Below are 25514 nucleotides of genomic sequence, written 5' to 3' on the forward strand. Positions count from 1 at the left end.
GTCCATGATACTCGTAGCGATACGAGTGTTGACCGATTCTGATGCGGCTGTGGAGTCGGAGCGCAAGAATCCATTCACAATAATTGGATTCTCCGTTGGAAAACTCCTTTAGGTAGAATCAATTAGCGCAAAAAGCCGAATCAATTCGCAAGTAAAACACTGGTTCCGCTAGACTCGGCGTTACGCACTTGATTCTACCTCCTGAGTTATGGGGCTTTCTCCTCGAGGCACATCTCGACTTTCTTCTCTACAGGACTCGATGTTGTGTCTTGAACACTGAGTGCTGGCAGAAATCCTACCGTTAGTATTTGCGGTAGACTCAAGAGAGCCGATTTTTGGCGGAGGTACCGAGCGGTACCCGTCCGACCTATGACCACAGGAACCTTATCGGACTTCGATGGGGATTGAAGGGCCATCCCCAGACAGGGTGGAGAGGAACTCTACCTGCAGTGACCCAGCCGGGTAGATCGACTTCACGCGAGCAGTGACATCTCAATTTGGGTGCCACGAATTTCGTCGAATTACTATTTTGACAAGAAGTCTGTAATCGGTGCTGTCGTAGGGTCCTTGCACAGGAGGCTTCCACGCGGCGATCGGCGCCAGAGCAGTCGAAGCTGCAGCGGCCTCACGCTGAGCGCACGATGCAGAATTTGCGTCACGATCCAGCAGTCCCCCCAAGCACTTGACCTTGTGGCCAGACACGGCAGGATTGCTTGGCGGCAGCGCACCTGACGGACTTAAGGAACATGCAATGGCGACTGGCACTGTGAAGTGGTACAACGAGACGAAGGGCTATGGCTTCATTCAGCCCGATAATGGCGGCAAGGACGTGTTCGTTCATGCCACAGCCCTAGAGCGGGCCGGCATGCGGGGCTTGGCTGAAGGCCAGAAGGTCTCCTACGAGGTGGAAGCTGACCGCCGTACCGGCAAGGAGTCGGCGACCAACCTGCAGAAAGCGTAATGAGCGGATAGTCTGGCGAACTTAGCGCTGGCTCTTCAAGCCGCTCCTGACAGGGCGGCTTACCGCCTTAGTAGTGAGACCGACAGCCCATGCAGTTTCCTGAGCCGTGCACGAAGCGGAGGCACGCTTGGATATAACCGTGACCCCAGCAGATGACGGAAGAGCATGGACCCTGACGGACCTGCTCGGCCGTTCGATGGGCCGGATTACGGAAGCCCCTGCCAATCAGTTCACAATCTACCCAGAGGGCCATGCTCGGGAGACCATGGCCGGCATCGAGCATGGCCCCTTCGTATCCCTTGATGCCGCCTTGGCGGCCATCGAGAAGCACACTCGAGGCGTCTGCCGGCACCATCCGGGCGAGGATCAACCATGATCGGAAGGAGCCCAAAGCTCGCCCTGCTCCGTGGCTGAGGACAAACCATGCGGATCCGTGTCGGCTGCGAGATGACCTACGAGTTCGGGCAGGTCACGCCCATGATCGCGATCCTCAATGTGCACTCGTCGAGAGTGTCCGACCTGGAGCGGCCAGACAACCTCATTACAACCCATGCGCCTGGGCCAGTTCGGGCGAGCCATGAGGCCCGTGTTGCTAGATGGAGCAGGTAAGAGCCCGTTCGAGCTATTGCCCAGCCGGCAGGGCCTGACGAGGACTGGCCTGAATGGAACGGTGCTGGTACGCTGCTGCTGCAGAATGTGAGATCCAGCATGACCCCCGAAGTCGAGCTGATCCGAGCCTTGGCGGAAGATCTGGCGCTTGAGATCTTGGCCTCGTACACGCCAGAGGATTTTCAGCAGGCCGACTTCACCAGTTTGGGCAAAGCGGCTGTCTATCTGACACAACACGACGAGGGACCTGGTCCTGCGCTTGAGGAACTCATCAAGAAAGTGCAGCACGCCCAGGGGACATAAGCCGCAGTCACATCAGGGAGCATGAGAAATCGTGGGGCATCCTGCAGCGTGTTCGAGTGAATGCCATTCGGTCACGTAGTAGATCAGGCACAGGATCGGCCTTTCGACACCAGTCCACTCACCGCTACCCCACACTCCTTGTGCTCCCCATCTGGCAGAAGACGGGCAAGACGATAGGATTCACCTCATCCGAGAGAGCGGATTTCGTTGAACGCTTATCTTGGCAAGAAGTCGGCGATCCATGCCAAGGCACGATTGCCTGGCCAGGAGGCTTCCAACTGCTCCATCGTTCACCGCCTGAATTTGGTTTGCTGTTTTTCCGGCGGAGAGCCGACGGAGGAAACGCTTGCCTGCGAACACTTGCTTTGGAGGAAATAGGTGTCGATCAGAGCTACAATCCTTCGGCCCAGCGCCTGATCCTCTTCAAGGCTGTCTGTGCCGAGGATCTCGAGCCGGATCTCGAAATCAGGATCACAAATGAGAATGGCTGGATCCTGCTCGTCGCCATCTCCCTGGCTCTCCAGGAACCAACCCTCGTCTGGCTTCGGGTCTTCCGGGTCGAGACCCGCATTCAGGCTCTCGACAAGATACCTCGCCAGACGATCGTTGATCCGCGTGCCGTCGTCTTCGCCAAAGATGATCCGGGGTTCGCCCTCGGGGATCCCGGATGACGTGCTGTCGGTCTCGTCCGGGGCGGGCGATGAAGAGGGTCCAGTATGACGATGGGCTCATGGGCTACGTTTTGTCCAACGATCAGGACGGACAGCTTAGGCTGGCCCGATGACCAATAGCACTCCTGCTTTCGGATCAGTATCGCCGTCCGAGCATCCACTCTCCCATCTCATCAAGAGCATCGAAGGCGCGGTTGGTCAGGCGGCGCGGACCGGCCAGCAACCCCTCCTCCCGCTCCACACCATCGGGCTGTGGACGGGGCGGCATCGCCTCACGGTATGCGCCGAACGCATCAGCCGGCTCGTCGACAGCCCAGTCCCGCCGTGCAGCGGCAGGCGGCATGTTCGCCGGAGGCACCGGGCGCAGGTCATGCCTGGCCTCGGCTGAGCGGCGGTTCTCAGGCGGCAGGATATCCTCGACGCGGTTCAGGGGCACGGACTGCGACTGGGCCAGCGCAACCCGGTAGCCGAGATCCTGGGCCACCCCCGGCAGGTTGTGGACCGCCGCCCTGCCCGCCTGCATGCCATGGCAGATGCTGAAGTACAGGGCATGGAAGTTGGCGTTCTGACGGATGGTCTCCCGGCTCTCCTTGGTCGAGAACGGCGCGAGATAAAACGCCATGGTGCGCCCGTTTTTCTCGGCCACGATCGCGGGCTTGGTCCGCGAGCAGTAAACGTACCCGTCCTCCTCGCTGAGCTCTCGGCGTCCCACTGAACTCGCATGGAAGGTCTTGACCCGGGTCTGCATGAGCGTGCCCTCCCCTCCCTTGATGAAAGGAGAGGCCGCTAGGATGGCCAACTCATCGCACCCATCAGGGCGGCAGAGCCCTCGGATGATGTCTGACCGATCATGGTTTTGGGCCAGGGCTGGGGTGGAGAGTACGAGAGCGAAGGCAACAAGAGGTCGGAGCATCGGGAGCCTTGGGCGGAGGGATGGTGACGAAGTGTCACCGCCGAGGTCGCGCACGAATGTGACCATTTCAGGCCAAGCTGCGGGGCGGCTCCCTTGCTGCGCCATTTTTGGTTATGGCGGCAGCGCTAAGTCATAGACGGTATGGCAGCCGGTGAGCGTGAGCTCACCAGTTTAGGTATGTGAGAACCGAGTTTGTGACAGAACCGCTGAAAGTCCGATAAGCCAAAGTAAGCAGATGGCCAGAGATAGAGCGTCAGCCGGAACTCCCACACGAGTATAGATCGCGTAACTATATCGCTTAAAATTTAAGGGTTTGATCTATTGACAGCGATGAACCAATTATGAGAGCGTTCTCACGTGAGAGCGCTCTCTTAGCTCTTGTTTGACTCCAAACGGATAAGTGGAGGTGTTATTATGTCTTATGCTACCGCAGCAACAGGGCTGACGCTGCGTCCCGTCGAAGCGGACTTCGTGCCAACGTTACAAGGTGTGATTGATCGCGTCGAAATGATCCGAGCAATTGCAAGCGAGGCTGTTGAAGCGGGATTGACAGAAGTCATTTTCGTCGGCTGCGGAGGTTCTTTTTCATCCTCAATCCACGCTGCTTCCCTGCTTGAAGCTCGCTCGCAGAGATTCAACGTACGAAACATCAATGCTGCCGAATTTTCGGTCTCTCCGCCTGCCCGGCTTGGGCCAAAGGCTCTTGTCATCGCCTCATCCCATTCGGGTGGCACACCCGAGACGGTTGCAGCGGCCAAGTGTGCTCGTGAAGCTGGGGCCCGTGTTGTGGCGGTCAGTCGCGATGATGATAATCCACTTGCCCACACCGGCCATTTTTCGCTCAGCTACCACAGCGAGCGCACCGTAACGTCTTCGAAGCAAATTCTTCTCGCCCAACTGGCGCAGGCCCTTCTTGAAGCTTCCGGCGAACCGGGAAGCTACGAGGACGCCCGAAAGGCCTACCAGGCGCTTCCACATGCACTGCGTGCTGTACTCACGGCCGCAGATCCTGAACTGGAGTCGATCGCACGCGGGCTACAGGGTGATCGCCCCATTTATGTCGTTGCTGCCGGCCCCAACTTTGGCGCCGCATTTACGCTCTCTCTCTGTTACTTCATGGAAATGCAGTGGCTGAACGCGAGCAATATCGGTGCTGGCGACTACCTGCACGGCCCATTCGAGATGCTGACTGAAAATGCATCCCTTGTGGTGTTCCAAGGGGAGGATTCAACCCGTCCTCTGACGGAGCGTGTGATCCGATTTGCAAAGAGCTACGGGAAGCACGTGTTCGTGCTCGATTCAAAGACCTTCGAACTTCCGGGCGTGCCCGACTCTTTGCGCGGTGAGGTCTCGGGGATTCTGCTCGGCGTTCTATGCTCTCGCCTTGCTGAGCATATGGAGGCCACAACGGGTCACTCGCTCGATGAGCGCCGATACATGTACAAGGTCGAGTATTAAGATGGCAGTACGAATCTGTGGGGTCGGTGACAATGTCGTCGACCGGTATCTCGAACTCGGCGTCATGTTCCCAGGAGGGAATGCCCTCAACGTGGCAGTGTTTGCAAAGCGCGCAGGAGCCGATGCGGCCTATCTCGGGATCATTGGCAGTGACATTCCAGGGGAACTCGTCAGAGCTGCGCTCCAGGCTGAGGGTATTGAGACAGCTCGAGTACGGATCAACCAGAGCTTCAACGCCTTCTCTCAGATTGGGATTGATCCTGACGGCAACCGGTACTTCATCGGTTCTACTCCACCTCCATACCGCTTGGTACTCGATCAGCAAGACTTAGATTACTTGGCTCAGTTCACTCTCGTTCACACGGGCGACTACAGCCAGATTGAGGAGCAACTGGAGCTTCTTTCATGTAGGGTTCCGATCTCATTCGATTTCGGTTCGAAGCCGGATGAGTATGCTGAGGGGTTGCTGCCCTTTGTTCGGATTGCAACGTTCTCAGGTTCGGAACTCTCTGATAAGCAGGTTCTGGATCGGATTACGTGGGCGCAAGCCAAGGGTCCAGATACTGTTATTGTGACACGCGGTGCTCTCGGATCGACGGTGGCTCGTGGCTCGGAAATCCATCATGAGCCGGCTCATCCCACTGAGGTAAAAGATAGCCTCGGGGCAGGTGATTCATTCATTGCAACGCTGATCGTCAAGCTGAACGAGGGCAATCCTCTTGGCGAGGCCACAAGAGCCGCGGCAACTACTGCAGCTGAGGTCTGTACTCGGCTAGGGGCGTTTGGTTACGATGCACCGATGTCGCCTCTTCCATTACCGGCTTCCGCGTAAGAGGACGTTATCGGATCTGTCCGGCGGTGCTCCGCGGATTTTATCGACAGGAATGGTCTTGAGGATCGATCAGGCGGAACCGGCCGGGGATCCTCAAGACCTCGGATCAGAGGGCCGGAGGCAAGGACATGGCATCTTCAATTGAAATTACCGAGTTGAGCAAACGGTATAGCTTGCAGCCGGTGCTCGACAATATTTCTGCATCCATCAAGCCAGGCGAGTTTCTTACACTGTTGGGGCCATCTGGCTCTGGGAAGACAACGCTGTTGATGAGTATTGCTGGGTTTGTGCGCCCAAGCGCCGGTAGCATCCGGGTGGACGAGCGCGAAATTGTCGCCTTGGCCCCGCACAAACGGAACATCGGCATGGTTTTCCAAAACTACGCTCTCTTCCCAAACATGTCGGTGGGCGAGAATGTTGCATACCCGCTCAAGATCAGAAGAGTGAGCCGCGCCGAGCGCGAGGAACGAGCTCGCCGTGCGTTGGGTGCGGTTCAGATGGATTCGTTTGCAGAGAGACGCATCGATCAACTCTCAGGTGGGCAGCGCCAGCGTGTGGCCGTAGCCCGAGCTATCGTGTTCGAGCCAAATATTATCCTGATGGACGAGCCACTCTCCGCCCTCGACAAGAGGCTGCGCGAGGAGATGCAGGTCGAACTCAAAGCGCTTCATGAGCGGCTGGGGCGAACCATCATTTATGTCACGCACGACCAAAAGGAAGCTCTCACGATGTCCGATCGTGTGGCTGTGCTGAAAGCAGGACGCATCCGTCAGATCGCCGCACCTCGCGACATCTACGAGCGCCCGCTCGACAGGTTCGTGGCAGACTTCATTGGAGACTCGACTTTCATCCCTGTTCAGGAGTCAGCAGGTGTTCTGGATCTGGCTGTTTCGGACGCGTTTCGATCAGATCATATCAGGCGACGGGAAAAGCCCCTTCTTCTCCTGAGGCCGGAAAAGATCGAGATCGCCTCTGGTGCGGAGCGTCAGCACGGCTTCATCTACTTCACGGGTGTCGCCGAGCAAGTCCTGTTCCAAGGCGATCTCGTCATCGTTTATTCGCGGCTCGCCGATGGAACTCGCCTGAGGCTCCAACGGGGAACGCGACAGAATACCATGAAGGATCTCCCTAATGTCGGCGATACGTTCCGCATGGCGTTGAACGAAGCAGATGCATGGGTCGTTGACGAAGTGGAGGGCAGCGCATGAGATACGCCCTCAATCACGCAGTTCTAGCAGCAACTCAGCGACGTGAGCAGCGAAGCTCATTATACGCCATGATGCCGGGGCTGCTTCTGGTCGCCCTTGTTATCGGCCCCTCGCTGTGGCTTGCATTTCTATCCTTCTACGCAAACGGGCAACCTTCGCTCGAGCACTACCAGCGAATTCTAGACAACCCAAGCTATACCTCAATTATGCTGAACACGCTTCACCTCAGCGTGGTCGTCACAGTGATTGTTGTGCTGCTCGGATATCCTACTACCTATGCAATAACGCTTCTCCCAAAGCGCGGCTCCGCTGTTGCTCTTGCTTGTGTTGCAATTCCCTTCTGGACCTCGCTACTTGTGCGCACTTATGCCTGGATGGTCATACTCCAACGCAACGGCGTCTTGAATGGATGGATGCTTGACCTTGGTCTGATAGAGCGCCCCGTCAGAATGGCGAACAGCTTCCTCGGGACAACAATTGGCATGGTTCATATCATGCTACCATTCTTCATCTTCCCTCTTTATGCGATTCTGCGTTCGATTGACCCCAATCTTGTCCGAGCCGCGTACAGCTTGGGTGCCAGCCCGTCGAGAGCATTTATCGATGTCTTTCTCCCACTCTCAAGGCAGGGTGTGATGGCCGGTGGGTTGCTGACGTTCGTCCTATGTCTCGGATTCTATGTTACGCCTCAGTTGCTGGGTGGAGGTAATGTGACGACGATCTCCATGAAAATTGAGCAGAACATCACGGCCTATTCGGATTGGGGGGCGGCCAGCGCCTTGGCAGTCGTCTTGATTGTGGTCGTTGGACTTATTCTTCTTGTAAGTCGCTGGTTGACCACCCGCGGCGCTGCGTGGAGATAAACGGATGGACACGATCAGCGTCTATGTTTCGCCATGGAGAAGAGCTTGGCTCTTTGTGATCCTAGGGCTCGTCTTGTCCTTTCTGGTCGCTCCAGTGCTCATTGTCATCCCAATGAGTTTCTCGGCATCGAATTACCTTCAGTTCCCACCCGAGGAGTGGTCGTGGCGCTGGTATCAATCGTTCTTTAGCTCGGTGGAGTGGCTGGCCGCTACCCGCAATTCCATCTTGGCAGCTTGCCTGACAACCGTCGTTGCAACGCCGGTAGGCGTGCTTGCAGCTGTTGCATTGTCACGTGCCCGCGGCTTTACATCCCAAATGGCACAAGCGGTATTCCTGCTCCCGCAAGTTGTTCCGGTCATCATCATTGGAATTGGTGTATTCTTCCTTTACATACGCCTAGGTCTCGTCAACACCATGGCGGGTATCGTCTTGGCTCATGCGGCCCTCGCAATCCCCTTTGTGGTCATTACCACACTCTCCGGCCTCAAGAACTTCGACATTAATCAAAGCAATGCGGCCCAGAGTCTTGGGGCCCATCCGATTCGAGCCTTCTTTGATGTCACCCTCCCGCAGATTCGCCTATCGATCATTGCAGGGGCGCTCTTCTCGTTCATCACCTCGTTGGATGAGGTCGTGATCTCATTGTTTATCGCAGGTGGAGATAACACTCTGCTGACTCGCAGGATGTTCCTGTCGCTACGTGACCAACTCGATCCAACGATTGCTGCGATCTCCTCGATCTTGATTGCGCTCAGCATCATTGGTGTAGTTCTGTTCCTGATTTTCAGTAAACACCGAGACAGCTGATCAATGAGGCTGGACGGTCAAAACCGTCCAGCCGAAGGAATGATCATCTCAGATACGCAGAGCTGCTCGAATTCTTTCTGCCGATTGGCGGACGGGTTCGATCGGATCGAGTCGGTAGCGGCCGGTGCCAAACTCGAGCGAAAGATATCCATCGTAGCTAGCTTGGGCGAGCTCCGTCAGATATTCCGCCATAGGCAATTGACCATCTCCCCAGGCGAGGTGACCCGCTGGTGCTCCGTCAATAAAGTGTGCATGCACCATGTCTACGCCAAAGAGCCTCGCGTAATCAGTGATGCTATCTCCTGCCACCGCCATCGCGACAGTATCTAAGGCCACTTTCAGATTTGGCGCGCCAACTTCATCGATCATCGCACGGATATCCCGCGCGCTCAGCACAAGGTTTGACTCCCGAGGCTGAAGGGCTTCAAGAACTCCCGTTATACCATATGTCGCCCCGTATTCCATGATCTTGGCTAATGACTCAGCTGAGCGTTTCCAAGCAGGATCGCGAGGACGATCCTCATAGCCAGATCCTGAGGTCAGGAACAGTAAGGGGCATTCCAGCTCAGAACAGATTTCCACCGACCGACGGAAGAAGTTGCTGCTGTTAGTGCGCAGCCAATCCTCCTCTGCTGCAATATTAATGGGGTAGAGGATCTGCTCCGGGGTAAAGCAAACCATCTTTAGGCCACGTTCTGAGATCTTTTGCTTGATTGCGCGAAGCTCCGCGTTGCTGACCTCGCTGACATGCAGATGAGGTGCCACCCCCCAGATCTCTATAGCCTGAAGATCGAGCGAGACCATATCGTTCAGGAAGCGGTCAAAGGTGAAGCGGTAGTAGCTGAAGTTTGACCCGCAGATTTTGTTTGGATTGAGCCGTTTCATGGATCTCTCGTGTTGATAGCGCCCAGTTGCGCCCGCCAAAAGTACGCAGTCATCGCATACTGGCGTCGCTTGCCCATCAGCCCTTGACAAAGCTGTTCGCTGATGAGAGCGTTCTCATACTATGAGAGCGCTCTCGTAGTCGACAAGTGGAATCTCCGATTTGTCGATGATCATTTCCACTGCATCAAATAGGCGGTCAGCGGACTGCTTCTCTGGAAGGGTAGATGCAAGTTGGAGAGACACGCACTAGGCGAGGCAACTTACAAATAGCAGAGGAGAACCAGATGAGAAAAAGCGTTATCAGTGCAGTGATGTTGGCCAGTTTCGCCACGATCAGTACAGCTTCTGCGCAGCAGCTCACAGTTGCGACTGGAGGCGGGATTATCGCTGATGCTCAGCGTAAAGCCTTCTTTGAACCAACTGCGAAGGCGCTTGGGATCGCATTTAAGGAAGAAACCATCCAGAATCTCCGCGATATCCGACTTCAGGTCCAAAGCAATGCCGTGACCTGGGATCTCGCACAGCTCGGTCTCGATGAGTGCCAGCAGGCAGGCAAAGAGGGCCTGCTCGAGAAGATCGACCGCAATGTCGTTGACACATCGGGCATCAGCTCTCCAACGGATATGGATTATTGCATCCCACTTTACTACTACACCACTGTTCTCGCATGGAGCACGAAGACCGGTCAGCCTGGCGGGAACAAGATGCAATCTTGGGCCGACTTCTTCGACACGAAGAAGTTCCCGGGTGCGCGCTCCGTATTCAAATATCCGCGTGGTAACCTTGAGATGGCCCTCCTTGCTGACGGAGTTGCCCCTGATAAGCTTTATCCCCTTGATGTCGACCGGGCCTTTAAGAAACTAGAGCAACTCAAACCGTCGATTGAGGCGTGGTGGGACTCCGGGGCACAATCCGCCCAGCTCCTTAAGGACGGTGAGGTTGACTATATCCAGATTTGGAATGGGCGCGTGTCCAGTGTGATCCGCGATGGTGGCCAAGCGGCTTTCACTTACAACCAAGGGATCCTCACTGGTGATGCCATGGTTATTCCAAAAGGGGCCCGTAACAAAGATATGGCCATGAAAGCCTTAGCCATGTTCTTCTCTCCCCGGCAACAGGCACAGTTTCCGTTGTCGGTTGATTACGGGCCGGCGAACAGCAAGGCATTTGAGGTTGGGGTCTTGAGCCCAGAGCAGATCGCCCGCGTTAATACTTCACCTGAGAATATCAAAACTCAGGTCAAACTCGACGAGAAGTGGTGGGCCGAGAACACCGCAAAGGTGTTGGAACGCTGGGATAACTTCATGCAACGCTGACAGTCGATGCAGGGTAGGCACCTGCCCTACCCTGCATCAATCCATTCCATAATTTAGCAATTGGGCAACGAAGTGGCATCATGGGTCCAGCAGTCGACACGGTATCGTCGGACACGAAACTTCCAGAGCGTACAACGGTAGTCGTCATAGGCGGAGGAATCGTAGGCGCCAGTACGGCGCTCTTTCTCGCCCGCAAGGGGGTGCCGGTTGTCCTGTGCGAAAAGGGCCATATCGCGGGAGAACAATCCAGTCGAAACTGGGGATGGATTATCAACTGTGGTCGTGACGATCGCGAAATCCCGATTAGCCTCCTGTCCGGGCGATTGTGGCGAGAAATGTCTGAGCTAGTTGAAGCGGAGATTGGCTATCGCGCAACAGGGATCGCGCGCCTCTATGACACGGATGAGCCAATCTCGCGCGCTCAGGCTTGGTGTAAGCGCGCGCAGCCCATGGGATCGGATGCCCGTGTTCTGAATAGCGCGGAGATCAACAGTCTCTTCCCCGGTGCGAGCCATCCATTCAGAGGTGCACTGTACTCGCCGACAGATGCAGTGGCCGAACCCCAAAAGGCTACGTCCGCTATCGCGAATGCAGCTCGGAGATTCGGGGCAATAGTCTTGACGAACTGCGCGGTTCGGAGCCTTGATCTGACAGGGGGAAGGATTAGCGGGGTCATTACGGAACGTGGCCGTATTCAATGTGATACTGTTGTCCTCGCAGCTGGAGCTTGGAGCCGCCTTTTCTGCGATGCTTTGGGTGTCAAACTTGCACAGCTAACGGTACAAGCCTCTGTCATGCGCACCGGACCTGTTGCAGGTGCTCCATTGCCCGCCGGTGTGACCGACCGCTTCTCCTTTCGTCGGCGGCTGGATGGCGGCTATACAATAGGCGACCCATTTCACACGATTGCTCCCATCACACCGGCCAGCTTCCGGCTCCTGCCTGACTTTGCCGAAATGCTCAGGATGTCGTGGAGGCGGTTGACGCCAAGCCTAAGCCGCTTTGGAACGGAATGGCGGCATGCGAAACGACGCTCCGCAAACGAGCCGTCAGCTTACGAGGAAGTACGTGTCAATGATCCTGATCCGTCAAAATCATTTCTGAGGAAGGCACATGCGCAGCTCGTTGAGCGGTTTCCGGCTTTCAAATCGGCCCAGATCCTTCAACAGTGGGCCGGCTTGTTGGACGTAACTGCCGACTCAGTCCCTGTGATCTCGACCGTCGACAAGATTCCAGGCCTTCTTATTGGAACGGGCTTCTCCGGGCATGGATTTACACTCGGACCTGGCGCAGGGCATGTGTTGGCAGATCTTGCCGTAGGGGAGAATCCTGCTGTTGATATTACTCCATTCCGCGTGTCCCGTTTCTGGGATGGCTCTCGTCCTAGACCGGAGGTTGGATTCTAAGTTCCACTTCGGGCGGCCCAAGGCATATTGAACGCGTCGAAGCGTTCTTGAAACCTCTACTGAAATAATGTAGCTGAACGTGGTTCGCTTGAGACGGTCGAGTAAAGTTAGGATTTAGGCTTATCATGAATTCAGATCGTCGCCGGATCACAATCGCTGATGTTGCTCGGCAAGCTGCCGTATCACCAGCTACCGCGGGTCGTGCACTTGGAGACTATGGCTACGTTCGAGAGGAAATCAGGACGCGCGTCCAAGAGGCAGCCAAATTACTTGGATACCGTCCCAATGGACTTGCACGTAGTATGGCGACCGGACGCACCAACACGATCGGAGTGGTGGGTGCAGACATCGGAAATCCATTCTTCGCGAGCGCTATGAGGGGGATTGGCGATGTGGCTCGCGCGGAGGGTTTCGGAACAATCCTCACAAATAGCGATGAGGATGTTGTCATCGAACGCGAAGCTGTGAAGCTCCTGCTTGAGAAGCAGGTAGATGGTATCATCGTCTCGCCTGCCGACGTCGGCGACAGCCAGCACCTCCATGAGGCTATTGAAAGTGGAACACCGGTAATTCTCTTTGACAGGGTCATAGGTGAACTTGCCGCTGATGCCGTTCTTACAGACAGTGTGACTGCAACCAAGAATGCTGTGTCTCACCTCTTGGCACTAGGCCATCGGCGTATTGCCATTGTCGCCGAGCTGCGGGCTTCCATGGATAGCTCTTGGCCCATTTGGCTCTCGCAGAGGGATGCTCTCGATCCCGAGAGGCTGAACCCAAGCGGCTCTCGCCTCTTAGGATACATTCAAGCCCATGAGGCGGCTGACGTGCCAATTGATCCAGATCTTATCAGAGCTACAGGTGCTTATTCTCGCGTGAGCGCTTGTGAGCAGACCAGGGCGCTCCTTGCACTCCCGAATGCTCCGTCAGCGATTTTTACAGCCGACAATGTGATGACAGTCGGAGCACTTGACGCCATTCAGCAGAGTGGACTGCGGATTCCACAAGACATTTCGTTCGTTGCCTACGATGACATGGATTGGATGACCTTCGTCACTCCGGCAATCAGCGCAGTAGCTCAACCGGTCTATGAAATGGGTCAGGTTGCTGCGCAGATGTTGCTTGAGCGGATGGAAAAGCCGAATGCGTCGATCAAACGCAAGGTACTTAAAACAAAGTTCGTCAGACGACAATCCTGCGCTCGTCTCGGTCGGAAGTAAATCCGCCAACTATGGTCAGCGTTCTGCACGCCGGAGAAAGCCCAGCGTGCTATTAGGGAGACTACTGGCGTTGTGCACCGATGAGTATCTCCCAGCAGGATTAACAGACGAGTCAAGACGATTGTAGTTGGTAAGCAAGATGTCTGGCCCGCATTGCAAATTCGGTAATAATCTACCCGAGCAGCCAGTGATCCTCATCATTCTATACCTGACAGATCGGAGGTTTGCGGAAGAGACACATGTATGATGGTCAGCCCATTCGTCTCGATCTTAGTCTGGTTTGTAGAAGCCTTAATCGGCACATAAGAGTGTTCTGACTAAGACCCATCAGAATCCTCTTTGTAGGATGCTCACATACCAGCGAGGCAGACGTATTTGAGCTCGAGGAAGCCCTCGATGCCGTACTTGGAGCCCTCGCGGCCCAGGCCCGACTGCTTCACGCCGCCAAAGGGTGCCATCTCGTTGGCGAGCGCTGGCGTGTTCACGCCCACCATGCCGCTCTCCAAGGCCTCCGCCACCCGCCAGACACGGGCCATGTCGCGGGCATAGAAGTAGGACGCCAGCCCGAACTCCGAGTCGTTGGCCATCCCGATCACCTCCGCCTCGTCCTTGAAGGTGATGATCGGCGCCAGCGGCGCGAACGTCTCCTCCTTTGTCACCTTCATGGCTTGTGTGACCCCCGTCACCACAGTGGGCTCGAAGAACGTGCCGCCCAAGCTGGAGCGGTTCCCGCCCACCAGCAGCCGTCCGCCCTTCGCCAGCGCGTCGGCCACATGCTCCTCCATCTTGGTCACCGCCCTCTCATCGATCAGCGGCCCCATGGCCACCCCTTCCTCGGTGCCGCGCCCGAGCTTCAGCCCCCCAGCCTTCTCGGCCAGCTTTTCGGCAAAGGCCTCGGCCACACTCTCCTGGACGTAGATGCGGTTGGCGCACACGCAGGTCTGGCCCGCATTGCGGAACTTGGACAGCATGGCGCCCTCCACCGCCGCATCGAGATCCGCATCGTCGAACACGATGAAGGGCGCATTGCCGCCCAACTCCAGCGACAGGCGCTTGATGCTGTCCCCTGCCTCGCGCATCAGCCAGCGGCCCACATTGGTGGAGCCGGTGAACGTGATCTTGGCCACCTTCGGGTTGCGGCAGAACTCCTCGCCGATGGGCTTGGCATCATTGGTGGTGATGACCGAAAAGGCGCCCTTCGGCACCCCTGCCCGCTCGGCCAGAACGGCGAGCGCCAGCGCCGAGAGCGGCGTTTGAGCCGCGGGCTTGAGCACCATGGTGCAGCCGGCGGCAAGGGCCGGTCCTACTTTGCGGGTGATCATGCCATTGGGAAAGTTCCAAGGGGTGATCGCCGCACACACGCCCACCGGCTGTTTGAGCACCACGATGCGCTGGGACGGGCTGGCACCGGGAATGACGTCGCCGTCGATGCGCTTGGCTTCCTCGGCGAACCACTCGATGTAGGCGGCATTCGAGATCACCTCGCCCTTGGCCTCGGAAAGTGGCTTGCCCTGCTCGGTGGTGAGGATGAGAGCGAGATCGTCGACGTTCTCGATGATCAGGTCGTACCAGCGCCGCAGGATCGCGCTGCGCTCCTTGGCCGTGCGTTTGGCCCAGTCCTTCTGCACCGCGTGAGCCTTGTCGATGGCCTGCTTTGCGGCCTCGGGGCCGAGATCCGGCACCTCCAGAATGACGGCGCCGTCGAAGGGATCGGTGACCGGGACTATCCTGCCGTCGGGAGCATCGATCCACTCGCCCGCCACATAGGCTTGCCCCACCAGCAGGGACGGATCCTTCAGATCGAGAACGCGCCGATCCACAGGTTTCGCATGTGCAGTCATGAGGAGGCTCCATGATATGAGGTAATGGACTGAATTGCATGCGACAGGTTCGGCTGAAAAAGATCACTCAGTGTGAACTGAGCGATCAAGTTGGGAGCAAAGCCGCGCGGTGAGCAACACTCTAGGCCGCGAGGGCCTGCTCCAGGATCTCCAGTCCCTCATCGACAATGGCGTCTTCTGCGGTCAGAGGTACCAAAATCCGGATTGTGTTGGCGTTAGTTCCGCACGACAAGAGGATCAGGCCACTCTCATAGGCGCGCTGCACCACCCGCTTGGTCGCTGCAGCATCGGGCTCTCCACTGACGCTGTCCTTCACTATATCGAACGCGACCATGGCACCCGGGCCCCGCACATCAGCGATCGGCAACAGATCATTCCGTCCCTGAACCCGCTCCAGCCGCGTGCGCAGGCGCTGACCGATGACCTCAGCACGATCGAGCAGCCTTTCCTCTTCGAATACATCGAGGACCGCCAAGGCAGCGGCACAGGCGAGCGGATTACCCGCATAGGTGCCGCCAAGACCGCCTGGGTCGGCCGCGTCCATGATGGGCGCCTTGCCGATGACACCGGACAGCGGAAAGCCCCCGGCGAGGCTCTTGGCCACGCAGATTAGATCCGGCCCCACATCATAGTGCTCCATAGCGAACATCTTACCCGTGCGCCCAAAACCCGTCTGCACCTCATCGGCAATAAGCACAATGCCATGCTCATCACACACGCGCCGCAGGGCGCGCATGAGGACGGACGGAACTTGGTGGAAACCCCCTTCTCCTTGCACCGGCTCAATAATGATGGCGGCGATCCGCGACGGATCAGCATCCGCCTTGAAGATGAAGTCCAGATACTTCAACGCGTCCTCAGGAGAGACACCATTCTGGACAGTCGGGAATGGTACGTGCCAGACCTCTGGCATCGCCGGTCCAAGCCCCTTCTTGTAAGGCACGACCTTTCCAGTAAGGGCTGAGGCCATGATGGTGCGACCGTGGAAGCCGCCAGTGAAGGCGATGACGCCTGTGCGGCCGGTGGCGGCTCGGGCAATCTTGACAGCGTTCTCGGTGGCTTCAGCACCTGTGGTGAAGAACACAGACTTGAGCGGGCCGGGAATGGGCGCCATGGCGTTCAGACGCTCGGCTAGAGCGATGTAGGGCTCGTACATCACTACCTGGAAGCAGGTGTGAGTGAAGCGTATCATTTGCTCCTGAACCGCGGCGATGATCTTAGGATGACAATGGCCTGTATTGACCACCGCAATGCCGCCGGCAAAGTCGACATAGCGCTTACCTTCGACGTCCCACAATTCAGCATTGCGAGCGCGGGAGGCTGAGAGAGGCGTCGTGTGGCCAACTCCGCGGACGACGGCGACCTGACGGCGGGACAAGAGATCAGCGTTTGTAGTCATGGACCTATCACGTGTGTTGATCGTTACCAACCTAGGTACGAAGGGCAAAAGGGCACAATCAGCTATTTGGTTGGACTGATGCAGCAGATGCATCAATTGTAGGCTCGTCCCGCAACAGTACCTTCAGCCATACTCGCAGCGCGACAATCGCTGGATCGCGCCAATGCCCTTGTCTAGTGATTAGATAATATCCGCCCAATCGAACGTTCGAGGAAACAACCTCGACCAATCGGCCTGCCGCCAAGTCATCCTCGACCAATAACCTATTGGCTAGGGCAACGCCCTGCCCCAGGCGGGCCGCCTCAATGGCTAAGTGGGCGTGCCACAGACGCGACCCACGCAGAGCTGGCACCGCGGTGATGCCAGCCTCCTTGAACCAGCGCTCCCACTGTTGAGTGGATTCTTCATGGATGAGCGGCAGCCCTAGGAGATCTGAAGGCCAAATAAGGTGGGGGTAGCGCGCCTGAAACGAGGGGCTAGCCACCGCCAAAACTCGTGGCTGCGCCAGGAGTTCAGCCCGGAGGTTTGGGCTTGCCTCGAAGCTGGTGAGATAAACGATTTCGGCATCAGCTTCTGCCCGAGCGAAGTCGGGACGTGATAGAGTGGGCTGCAGGATGATCTCAAGGGTCTTCAGTTGCCCTTGCAACTCCGGCAGGTGTGGCAGGAGGCAACGATTGGCAAGGCCCGGAATGCACCAGATATGAAGACTGTCGCGCTGGATAGGACGGATGCCGCGAATGGCCTGCCGCAGTAGATCAAAAGCTTGTGTGACCTCGGCGTGGAGCGCCTCGCCAGCCGGCGTGAGGGACAGTCCACGCCCCTGTGGCTCGACCAGTTCAACGCCAAGATCATTCTGCAAATTGTGCAGATGCCGTGACACCACTGTCGGGCTGACAGAGAGTTCTTCGCCGGCAGCCCGCACGCTGCGTGTCCGCCCAACTGCCTCAAAAGCTTTCAACGCACTCAGGGAAGGCAAGCGTGTCATGACAACCAGACTGATAGTGACAATGGTTGAGCCTTCGGCAATTGCGTGACTAGGCCTATAATAATTTGAACGAACTCATTGCACAGATACTGCATAATTCTGGCCGATCAATCAAATTGCTTGCTAGCTTGGCCTCCGTTTAGCAGGTCTTGGTTAGCCAGCGGAGACTCGAACGGAGGTGCATGAGAGCTGTCGGCAGCGTGCTGAAAGCGGAGTTCCTACCTGGTTTGTTGGACCGCATATCTTGGAACTGCCTAGGCGGAGTCGCGCATGATCAGCTTGGCCTCAAGCAGGGTCACATCCTTCTCCTGTGGTTCGTCAGATCCTTCATCCTCGCTGTTAATCCTCGCCAGCAAAAGCTCGAAGCTCTGTGTCGCCATTTTCTGATAGTCCTGCGCCACTGTCGTGAGCGGCGGGCACATATACTTGCTCAAGGGATGGTTGTCGTGGCCCGCGATCCGGAGGTCGCAGTCGGACGTGCGGCCGACCTTAAGCCCTTTCTGGTAGGCTGCCGCCATCGCCCCAAACGCGATTCGGTCGCTGGCGCACAGGATCGTCTGCGTTGGGAATGCCTTACGGTTAATCATCCGCGTCACCTGATCGTAGCCGAACTCTTCAAAGTCCCAGCTTCTGGTCTCCGTCTCGATCACAATCGGCTCAAGGCCAAGCCTGTGCATCGTAGCCAGATAGCTGTCCCGCCGCTCCTGCGCGTTGAGGTTCACTGGTGGGATGCCGAGATAGGTCGGGTGTGCTCCCGTCCGGCACAGATACTCTGTCAGGAGGGAGACGCTCTGACGGTTGTCCGACCCAACGAACGGCGTCAGCTTCTCCAAGCGCGAGTCGAAGAACAGCAGCGGGACGCGGGCCTTGAGGTCCCGGATCAGAGCCGTGTTTGACTGAAAGCCGAGCGGCGCAATGATGGCGCCTGCGATCTTGAGGGACATCAGGGTCTGGAGGGCTCGTGCCTCGAGTTGGGGATCCCCGTGCGAACTGAGAACCACCGCCCAGTAACCCTGCTCGAGGCACCTCATCTCAATCTGGCGCACTATCTCAGCGTAGAACGGATCCGAGATAAGCGGCACGATGATCCCGATGTTGCGTGGCCTCTTCCGGTTCAGGTTCACGGCGAAAATGCTAGGGCGGTATTGGTAGATCTCCAACGCCCGCTCAATGCGCTCCCGGGTCGACTTTCTGACCGCGTGTGGATTGTCAAAATACTTGGACAAGGTCGGACGAGAGATCCCACTCGCCTGCGCGAGTTCCTCCATATTTTTTATTTTACGATCGCTCATCTGTCAGCATTTAACTCCCACTCGTCGAATGAGGAGGTGAGGCGGGCCGGGCTGCCCCTCCACGTTTCTGTCTAGCATCTTCATCTTGGGCAACATAATTCCCTCGCAGTATATTAGCGAGTGTCAAACCGCGGCTTACCTATGTAATCCATAAATATTACGCGCGTAAAGTTTTCTATTGACACTCGACAAGGTGGGCCTCATCGTAAAGGCATCAAGGTGGGCCTGGGAGGCGGGATCTAGCTGGAGCTGGCGCCGAGATAGTCTCACGAAACGGATGGAGACGGCTGTGGGACCTGTTGTTGACCCCGTTCATTCGGACGACCGATTGCCGGAGCGGACGAGCGTTGTTGTTGTGGGTGGCGGCATCGTGGGGTCCAGTACGGCGCTTTACCTCGCCGAAAAGGGTGTTTCCGTTGTGCTGTGCGAGAAGGGGCACATCGCCGGAGAACAGTCGAGCCGCAACTGGGGCTGGGTGACAGCCCGGGGTCGTGACATGCGCGAACTGCCGCTGTGTCTCGAAAGCGCGCGTCTTTGGAAGGGAATGAATGAGTTCCTTGGCACGGAAACAGGTTATCGGCGCCTCGGCTCTCTTCGGCTGTACGACACTGAGGAAAACCTCGCGATCGGAGAGGAGTGGCTGATGGAAGCCCAGCTTCTTCAGATCCAGGCCAAGTTCCTGCAACGAGGAGAAATCGAAGAACTCGCCCCTGGCGCCAGCAGACAGTTCAAGGGCGCTCTCTACGCCCCGGACGACGGCCGCGCCGAACCGCAGAAGGCTGCCCCAGCTATTGTAGAAGGCGCCAGGAGGCGCGGTGCCAAGATCTTCACACAATGCGCCGTCCGCGGTGTCGATATCCAAGCCGGAAAGGTTGCCGGCGTCGTCACGGAACGCGGCCGCATCGCCTGCGATGCCATCGTGCTCGCGGGCGGCGGATGGTCGACCGTCTTTTGCAGCAACCTGGACATCCGCCTGCCACAGATGCTCGTCCAAGCCTCGGCAATGCGCACGGAGCCGATGGACGGCCCAGTGGGCCCCACCATCTACGCTGACAAGTTCTCACTTCGAAAGCGCTTGGATGGCGGCTACAACATCGGCGACCCTTTTCACACCAAGACCGAGATCACGCCGGACAGCTTCCGCTATGCGTACGACTACCTGCCGATGCTGCAAAAGTCATGGAAACGGCTGCGGCCGAAGTTCGGCAGTCGGGCGCTGCGCGAGTGGCGTCGCCCGAGGCACTGGTCGCTCGATCAGGTCTCTCCCTTCGAGAAGCTGCGCGTGCTCGATCCTCCAGCCACCGATCTGTTCCTGAACCGCGCCCAGCGCAGCCTCGTTGAGACCTTTCCAGCGTTTGCCCAAGCAAGGATCGCCCAACGATGGGCGGGGCTGATCGACATCACGCCCGACGCGGTGCCGGTGATCTCCAAGGTCGATGCCCTGCCGGGCCTGTTCCTGAACACCGGCTTCTCGGGCCACGGCTTCGGCCTCGGCCCAGGTGCGGGCAAGCTGATGGCAGATATCGTCGCAGACGACGCCCCGATCGTGGATCCCACACCGTTTCGTTACTCGCGCTTCATCGACGGGTCCCGCCCGAAGCCCAAAGCGGGCTTCTAAACACCAGCCGAGGACCTCTCAACCACCGTTCCCCCCCAGGCGAGATGTGTATGTCCTACCTGTCCCTCATCGATGTCGAAAAAACCTATGCCTCCTCGGCGCCTGCGGTCCGCCACGTCTCTCTCGAAATCGAACGCGGCGAGTTCGTGACCTTCCTTGGCCCGAGTGGCTCGGGCAAGACGACTACGCTGTCGATGGTCGCAGGGTTCATCCTGCCCAGCAGTGGCCGCATCGAAGTAGGCGGTCAGGACATCACTCACGTTCCCCCGCACCAGCGCAATATCGGCATGGTCTTCCAGGACTATTCTCTATTCCCTCACATGACAGTCGAGGAGAACATCGCCTTTCCCCTGCGTATGCGCGGCATGTCCAAGAGAGATATCACGTCTCGCGCCGGCGAGGCCTTGGAGATTGTGGGCTTGAGCGGCTTCGGGCACCGTCTTCCAGTGCAGCTCAGCGGTGGTCAGCAGCAGCGCGTGGCTATTGCCCGCGCGATCGTCTACCGGCCGGCGATCCTCCTCATGGACGAACCTCTCGGAGCCCTTGATCGGCTCCTGCGCGACCGCCTTCAGCTCGAGATCAAACAGATCCAGCGTGAGATGGGCATCACTACCCTCTACGTCACCCATGATCAGGGCGAAGCTCTAACGATGTCCGACCGAATCTGCGTGTTCAACGAGGGCGAAGTCGTGCAGGTTGGCACTCCATCGAGCATATATGAGAAGCCGAGTAACGTCTTCGTCGCGGGCTTCGTGGGCGAGTCTAACTTCCTCGAGTGCCGTGTCCTGACCCGGAAGAGCGGCTCACCCGGCAACACCTATGTGCTCGCGTTTCCAGACTCCGCGCCGGTGACAGTACAGAGCGAGTGCATCCTGCCGGTCCATAGCGAGGCGATTGCGGTTGTCAGGCCCGAGCACATTCGGGTCGAGCCCACATTCATCCAGCCGCAGCCGGCAGAAGCCGCCATTCAGGCCACAATCCGGGACATCATCTATCGCGGAGAAAGCAGCAGTCTCCAAGCCGTTCTCCGGAGTGGGCAGACCGTTACCGTCCGTATCCCATCCCGCAGCGTAGTCTTGAGCCCCAATCAGGAGGTTCACCTTGTTTGGGAAACCCGCGACACGGTGTTGCTCCCCAATGACAAACGCCCAGAAGCCGTGATCGAAGCGGCCGAATGAACGACGATTAGGACGGCCTCGCGACAGCCAACCGACCTTCGTGGAGCGCAGTGGCAAGCGCTCACCTATCGCATAACCTACAGAGGAGTGGAGGATGAAGTTGTTCACCAAGCAAGTCAAAGGCTCGATCACACTCTCGGCGCTCATCGCCGGGGCTGCAGGGGCACTGCTGCTGCCGGCCACCTCAGCCGCCGCGCAGGAAACCGTGGTCGTTGCGGATGCTGGGGGCGCGCAGGCTGAGGCGCTCGCGGCAGCGCTTTATGAGCCCTTTGAGAAGGAGTCGGGGATCAAGGTGATCGCCGACCACACGACTGCCATCGGCAAGGCGCAGGCTATGAGCCGCTCCGGCAATGTCGTCTGGGATGTCTTCATCACCGGCGACACGGACGTGGCCCTGGCGACGCAGAATGATATCCTGATGCCGATCGACTGGAATGTGGTGCCTAAGGAAGGCCTATCTCCAGAAGTGGCCCAGACCTACGCGGCTCCTTCCAGCCGGTACGCGCTGGTGATGACTTACAACACCAACCTCATCAAGGATCCCCCGAAGAGCTGGGCCGAGTGGTGGGACACCACAAAGTACAATTGCCCCCGTGTTATGCGCAACGTTCCTATCGACAACCTCGAGGCAGCCGTCCTGTCGTCAGGTGTGCCAGTCGACAAGGTCTATCCTGTTGATCTGAAGCTCGCCTACGAGCAGCTCGATAAGATTCAGCCCAAGGTCGTCACCTTCTGGGACAGTGGCGCGCAGTCAGTCCAACTCATCGCGGACGGCTCCGCCTGTCTGGGCACGGCTTGGACGAGCCGCGTGACGGCAGCCGAAAAAGCCGGACAGCCTGTCGCCCGCGTCTGGAATCAGGCGATTGTGCACCAGGATTACTTCACGGTTATGAAGGGTGCGAAGAACCCGAAGGCTGCCATGCAGCTGATCGCGTTCGCGATGCGCCCGGAGGTTCAGGCCAAAATCGCGAGCCGGCTCGGAACTCTACCAGCCAATCCGAAGGCACAGGACCTCATTGAGCCCGCTTCTCTCAAGTACCAGCCGAAGCCGGAAGATCTAAGCAAGACCATGCTGTCCAACATCGGCTGGTGGTCCACCAACATGGCAGACGCGTACAAGAAGTACAGCGGCTGGCTGACGAAGTAAGCTGACGACACTGAACCTGGGAGGGCGGAATGTTGCGGAAAAGCAGCTGGCTGATTGCACCATGTCTTGCGTACATGCTGGTCATGTATGTCACGCCGGCACTGATTATGCTTTATTCCCCCTTCCAGATCAGTGTCGAATCGGGGTTCACCGCACTTGGCGAAGCTCTGGTGGAGCCGAGCTACCAGCGCGTGATGATGACGACGTTCAGAACGGCGCTTGTCGTCACAGTGCTCGCGGTTCTTCTTGGATACCCAACGGCATATTACCTCTCCCGCCTGCCCTCGGAGAAGGTCGGCAAGTACATGCTGCTGATCATGTTCCCGCTTTGGACGAGTCTGCTCGTCCGTACCTATGCTTGGATCGCATTGCTTCAGGATTCAGGCGTCATCAATTCGACCTTGATGAGCGCAAACTTGATCAGCAATCCCATTCGCCTCCTCTACAACAGCGGCAGCGTCGCCATTGGAATGGTCCAGATTCTGCTGCCCTATGCGATCATTACGATGTACTCGGTTATGGTTGGTATCAAGCCGCGTCTGTCCCAGACAGCGCAGGTTCTCGGCGCCAGCCCGACACGCGCCTTCTGGCACATATTCCTTCCCTTGAGCTTGCCCGGACTGTCGGCTGCCTGCCTCCTGCTGTTCATCATGGGACTAGGCTTCTTCGTCACCCCGGCTCTTCTGGGTGGCCGGCGTGACATGATGGTTGGCACCCTCATCCAGCAGCAGGTCGTACTCTTGGGTGACTGGGACTCGGCCTCCCTCCTGTCGATCATGCTACTCGCAGCCACGATCATTCTTCTCTTCGTGTACAGCCGCTTCGCCCGCCTCGAAAACCTTGTCCCGGCATCAAAATGAACATAGCATCCAACACTCCTCGGGTAGCGCCCTGGACAGCCTGGTTCGCCCACGGCGTCATCGCCTTCATGGTCGTTCCCACGCTTCTGGTGGTCCCAATCTCGTTCAACGGGGACCAATATCTCAGTTTCCCGCCGCGGGACTTCTCGCTACGCTGGTACGAGGATTTCTGGTCGAATGATCAGTGGCTGCATTCGGCCTGGATCAGCCTCGTAACTGCCCTGGCGGTGATGGCGATCGCCACAGTGCTGGGCACGCTTGCCGCGATTGCGTTGCACCGGATGACGGGCGTGGGCAAGAAGGTTCTTCTTGCTTTGATGATGTCACCCCTGATGGTGCCAACCGTCGTTCTCGCCTTAGCGCTGTACTTCTTCTTCGCTCGCCTGCAGATGGTAGGCACATGGAGCGCCGTCGTTCTCGGCCAAGTGATCCTGGCTGTCCCGTTCGCCGTCCTGAATGTGCATGCCAGCCTGCAGGGCTATCCGGCAACGCTGGAGCGAGCGGCGAGTTCGCTCGGAGCAGGACCGGTGACGACCTTCCTTCGTATAACCATGCCAATCATCCGTCCTGGCATCCTGTCGGGCGCCCTATTCGCCTTCATGGTTTCGTTTGACGAGTTCATCATCGCGCTCTTTCTGGCAGGTCCCGGCGAAACCACCCTGCCGGTGCGAATGTGGCAGACGATGCAGCTCTACATCAGTCCGACGATTGCCGCGGTCTCTTCGATGATCACCGGCGTTACTGTGGCCGTGTTCATTGCCAGCCACGCTCTGCGCCGTCGTGCCACTCGACGCCGGTTCGCAGAGCGCCAGCCCAGCGCAAGCAAGGCGACAAAGGGCAAGGGTCGTACACTGGTTCGAAATTCTGGCGGCTGGCCGGGAAGCGGAAAACTCATGTCAAAGGAGGTTTGAGATGACTGAGGCGAAGCAGCGATATATGCATACGATGATTCGCGTGAAGGATCTGCCCAAGAGTATCGAGTTCTACACCAAGGCTCTCGGCATGACTGTGCTGCGCCGGATCGAGGTGCCGGAAGGCGAGTACACGCTCGTGTTTGTTGGCTATGGCGACGAGGAATCCGAAGCGACTATTGAGCTGACTTACAACTGGGGCAAGGACAACTATGAGATCGGCACCGGGTTTGGACATCTAGCGATTGGCGTCGATAACGTTGCGGACACCTGCGACCACGTGCGCCTACTTGGCGGCAAGGTCACTCGCGAAGCTGGCCCTGTGAAGTTCGGCAAAACCACGATTGCGTTCATCGAGGATCCGGACGGTTACAAGGTGGAGCTGATCCAGCTCAAGGATGCCATCGACGAGATGCGCGAAGCCAAGGCAAGAGCTGCAACCGTCACTGGTGCTCCGGCGTAAGACCAGGCCTTATGCTGTCAGCACTGGCCCATTAGCCGCTAATGTGTAGTGGCTGAAGCGATGCGGACAGCGGAGCAGTCGCGCTTTCCTCGTATTGCGGACTGCTCCGAACACCGCGTTTATTCTCGCACAAAAGGCCGGCCCGGCAGAATAACGAATCGAAGATTGCCCCTCTCACACGTGGCCGATCTCTTCTCGAAGATCACGGCGGATTTTGGCATAGCATTCGCATGAACCCTGTTCGAGGACAGCTCGGTCGGCGGTTCTGTCATGGGTTCCTGGGCGCAGGCATAGGCACTGTTGCATTAACTTCAACAAGCCATAATGCGCGTATCGGTGCGGCTCCCTCATGCGACAAGCCCGAAGAGTT

Annotated in this window: 25 protein-coding genes; 19 read left to right on the top strand and 6 right to left on the bottom strand. The window is 57.7% G+C overall.

Going from position 1 to position 25514, the window contains the following annotated elements:
• The first annotated feature begins 751 nt into the window (after positions 1 to 751).
• The 5 genes from ILT44_RS21150 (at position 752) to ILT44_RS21170 (ending at position 2544) form a co-directional block, all read left to right on the top strand.
• On the top strand, positions 752 to 961 hold the full coding sequence (locus ILT44_RS21150) for a cold-shock protein (protein ID WP_190848008.1): 210 nt from the start codon (positions 752 to 754) through the stop codon (positions 959 to 961).
• Positions 962 to 1100: 139 nt separating this feature from the next.
• Positions 1101 to 1337: a hypothetical protein gene (locus tag ILT44_RS21155; RefSeq protein ID WP_204241600.1), complete on the top strand. Its 237-nt coding sequence runs from the start codon at positions 1101 to 1103 to the stop codon at positions 1335 to 1337.
• A gap of 47 nt (positions 1338 to 1384) precedes the next feature.
• Positions 1385 to 1570: a hypothetical protein gene (locus tag ILT44_RS21160; RefSeq protein ID WP_204241601.1), complete on the top strand. Its 186-nt coding sequence runs from the start codon at positions 1385 to 1387 to the stop codon at positions 1568 to 1570.
• A 99-nt stretch (positions 1571 to 1669) separates the two neighbouring features.
• Positions 1670 to 1873: a hypothetical protein gene (locus tag ILT44_RS21165; RefSeq protein ID WP_036349065.1), complete on the top strand. Its 204-nt coding sequence runs from the start codon at positions 1670 to 1672 to the stop codon at positions 1871 to 1873.
• Positions 1874 to 2238: 365 nt separating this feature from the next.
• Positions 2239 to 2544 (top strand): hypothetical protein, encoded by a 306-nt coding sequence (locus ILT44_RS21170; protein ID WP_204241602.1) that lies wholly within the window; start codon positions 2239 to 2241, stop codon positions 2542 to 2544.
• 136 nt (positions 2545 to 2680) lie between these two features.
• Here ILT44_RS21170 and ILT44_RS21175 read toward each other — a convergent pair whose 3' ends face one another.
• Entirely contained in the window at positions 2681 to 3292 is a 612-nt protein-coding gene (locus ILT44_RS21175; RefSeq protein WP_204241603.1) for a hypothetical protein, read from the bottom strand.
• Between the two features lie 579 nt (positions 3293 to 3871).
• Here ILT44_RS21175 and ILT44_RS21180 point away from each other — a divergent pair.
• The 5 genes from ILT44_RS21180 to ILT44_RS21200 all read left to right on the top strand — a co-directional run bounded on the left by ILT44_RS21180 (position 3872) and on the right by ILT44_RS21200 (position 8626).
• On the top strand, positions 3872 to 4915 hold the full coding sequence (locus tag ILT44_RS21180; RefSeq protein ID WP_204241604.1) for an SIS domain-containing protein: 1044 nt from the start codon (positions 3872 to 3874) through the stop codon (positions 4913 to 4915).
• 1 nt (position 4916) lies between these two features.
• The gene (locus ILT44_RS21185; RefSeq protein ID WP_204241605.1) at positions 4917 to 5747 is read left to right on the top strand and encodes a PfkB family carbohydrate kinase; all 831 of its coding nucleotides are present in this window, start codon (positions 4917 to 4919) and stop codon (positions 5745 to 5747) included.
• Positions 5748 to 5875: 128 nt separating this feature from the next.
• Entirely contained in the window at positions 5876 to 6955 is a 1080-nt protein-coding gene (locus ILT44_RS21190) for an ABC transporter ATP-binding protein (protein ID WP_204241606.1), read from the top strand.
• Positions 6952 to 7818 (top strand): ABC transporter permease, encoded by an 867-nt coding sequence (locus tag ILT44_RS21195; RefSeq protein WP_204241607.1) that lies wholly within the window; start codon positions 6952 to 6954, stop codon positions 7816 to 7818. Before ILT44_RS21190 ends, ILT44_RS21195 begins: the two co-directional genes overlap by 4 nt.
• A 4-nt stretch (positions 7819 to 7822) precedes the next feature.
• A complete protein-coding gene (locus ILT44_RS21200; RefSeq protein WP_204241608.1) occupies positions 7823 to 8626 on the top strand; it encodes an ABC transporter permease in 804 nt (267 codons plus the stop codon).
• A 48-nt stretch (positions 8627 to 8674) separates the two neighbouring features.
• Here ILT44_RS21200 and ILT44_RS21205 read toward each other — a convergent pair whose 3' ends face one another.
• Positions 8675 to 9511 carry a sugar phosphate isomerase/epimerase family protein gene (locus ILT44_RS21205; RefSeq protein WP_204241609.1) on the bottom strand — a complete coding sequence of 279 codons (837 nt, stop codon included), beginning with the start codon at positions 9509 to 9511 and terminating at the stop codon, positions 8675 to 8677.
• A 284-nt stretch (positions 9512 to 9795) separates the two neighbouring features.
• On the opposite strand from ILT44_RS21205, the gene ILT44_RS21210 reads away from it, so the two are divergent.
• The 3 genes from ILT44_RS21210 (at position 9796) to ILT44_RS21220 (ending at position 13450) form a co-directional block, all read left to right on the top strand.
• Complete coding sequence (locus ILT44_RS21210) at positions 9796 to 10827, top strand: ABC transporter substrate-binding protein (RefSeq protein WP_204241610.1); 1032 nt, start codon at positions 9796 to 9798, stop codon at positions 10825 to 10827.
• A gap of 80 nt (positions 10828 to 10907) precedes the next feature.
• Positions 10908 to 12233 carry an NAD(P)/FAD-dependent oxidoreductase gene (locus ILT44_RS21215; protein ID WP_204241611.1) on the top strand — a complete coding sequence of 442 codons (1326 nt, stop codon included), beginning with the start codon at positions 10908 to 10910 and terminating at the stop codon, positions 12231 to 12233.
• 125 nt (positions 12234 to 12358) lie between these two features.
• Positions 12359 to 13450, top strand: a complete 1092-nt coding sequence (locus ILT44_RS21220; RefSeq protein WP_204241612.1) for a LacI family DNA-binding transcriptional regulator — start codon at positions 12359 to 12361, stop codon at positions 13448 to 13450.
• 350 nt (positions 13451 to 13800) lie between these two features.
• On the opposite strand, the gene ILT44_RS21225 is transcribed toward ILT44_RS21220, so the two are convergent.
• The 4 genes from ILT44_RS21225 to ILT44_RS21240 form a co-directional block, all read right to left on the bottom strand.
• Entirely contained in the window at positions 13801 to 15291 is a 1491-nt protein-coding gene (locus tag ILT44_RS21225) for an NAD-dependent succinate-semialdehyde dehydrogenase (protein WP_204241613.1), read from the bottom strand.
• A gap of 121 nt (positions 15292 to 15412) precedes the next feature.
• Entirely contained in the window at positions 15413 to 16690 is a 1278-nt protein-coding gene (gabT, locus tag ILT44_RS21230) for a 4-aminobutyrate--2-oxoglutarate transaminase (RefSeq protein ID WP_204241614.1), read from the bottom strand.
• A gap of 58 nt (positions 16691 to 16748) precedes the next feature.
• The gene (locus ILT44_RS21235; protein WP_204241615.1) at positions 16749 to 17675 is read right to left on the bottom strand and encodes a LysR substrate-binding domain-containing protein; all 927 of its coding nucleotides are present in this window, start codon (positions 17673 to 17675) and stop codon (positions 16749 to 16751) included.
• Positions 17676 to 17929: 254 nt separating this feature from the next.
• The gene (locus ILT44_RS21240; RefSeq protein WP_204241616.1) at positions 17930 to 18967 is read right to left on the bottom strand and encodes a LacI family DNA-binding transcriptional regulator; all 1038 of its coding nucleotides are present in this window, start codon (positions 18965 to 18967) and stop codon (positions 17930 to 17932) included.
• 277 nt (positions 18968 to 19244) lie between these two features.
• Here ILT44_RS21240 and ILT44_RS21245 point away from each other — a divergent pair, with 277 nt between their 5' ends.
• From ILT44_RS21245 to gloA, 6 genes are all read left to right on the top strand, one after another.
• Positions 19245 to 20585 carry an NAD(P)/FAD-dependent oxidoreductase gene (locus ILT44_RS21245; RefSeq protein ID WP_239468423.1) on the top strand — a complete coding sequence of 447 codons (1341 nt, stop codon included), beginning with the start codon at positions 19245 to 19247 and terminating at the stop codon, positions 20583 to 20585.
• Between the two features lie 50 nt (positions 20586 to 20635).
• Positions 20636 to 21763, top strand: coding sequence for an ABC transporter ATP-binding protein (locus tag ILT44_RS21250; protein ID WP_204241618.1), 1128 nt, complete (start codon positions 20636 to 20638; stop codon positions 21761 to 21763).
• 94 nt (positions 21764 to 21857) lie between these two features.
• Positions 21858 to 22910: an ABC transporter substrate-binding protein gene (locus tag ILT44_RS21255; protein WP_204241619.1), complete on the top strand. Its 1053-nt coding sequence runs from the start codon at positions 21858 to 21860 to the stop codon at positions 22908 to 22910.
• A 29-nt stretch (positions 22911 to 22939) separates the two neighbouring features.
• Positions 22940 to 23770: an ABC transporter permease gene (locus ILT44_RS21260; protein ID WP_204241620.1), complete on the top strand. Its 831-nt coding sequence runs from the start codon at positions 22940 to 22942 to the stop codon at positions 23768 to 23770.
• On the top strand, positions 23767 to 24681 hold the full coding sequence (locus ILT44_RS21265) for an ABC transporter permease (protein ID WP_204241621.1): 915 nt from the start codon (positions 23767 to 23769) through the stop codon (positions 24679 to 24681). The genes ILT44_RS21260 and ILT44_RS21265 overlap by 4 nt, the downstream gene beginning before the upstream one ends.
• 25 nt (positions 24682 to 24706) lie before the next feature.
• The gene (gene gloA, locus ILT44_RS21270; RefSeq protein ID WP_307826611.1) at positions 24707 to 25144 is read left to right on the top strand and encodes a lactoylglutathione lyase; all 438 of its coding nucleotides are present in this window, start codon (positions 24707 to 24709) and stop codon (positions 25142 to 25144) included.
• Positions 25145 to 25514 lie beyond the last annotated feature (370 nt).

Source organism: Microvirga arvi (genome assembly GCF_016892765.1).
GTDB lineage: Bacteria > Pseudomonadota > Alphaproteobacteria > Rhizobiales > Beijerinckiaceae > Microvirga > Microvirga arvi.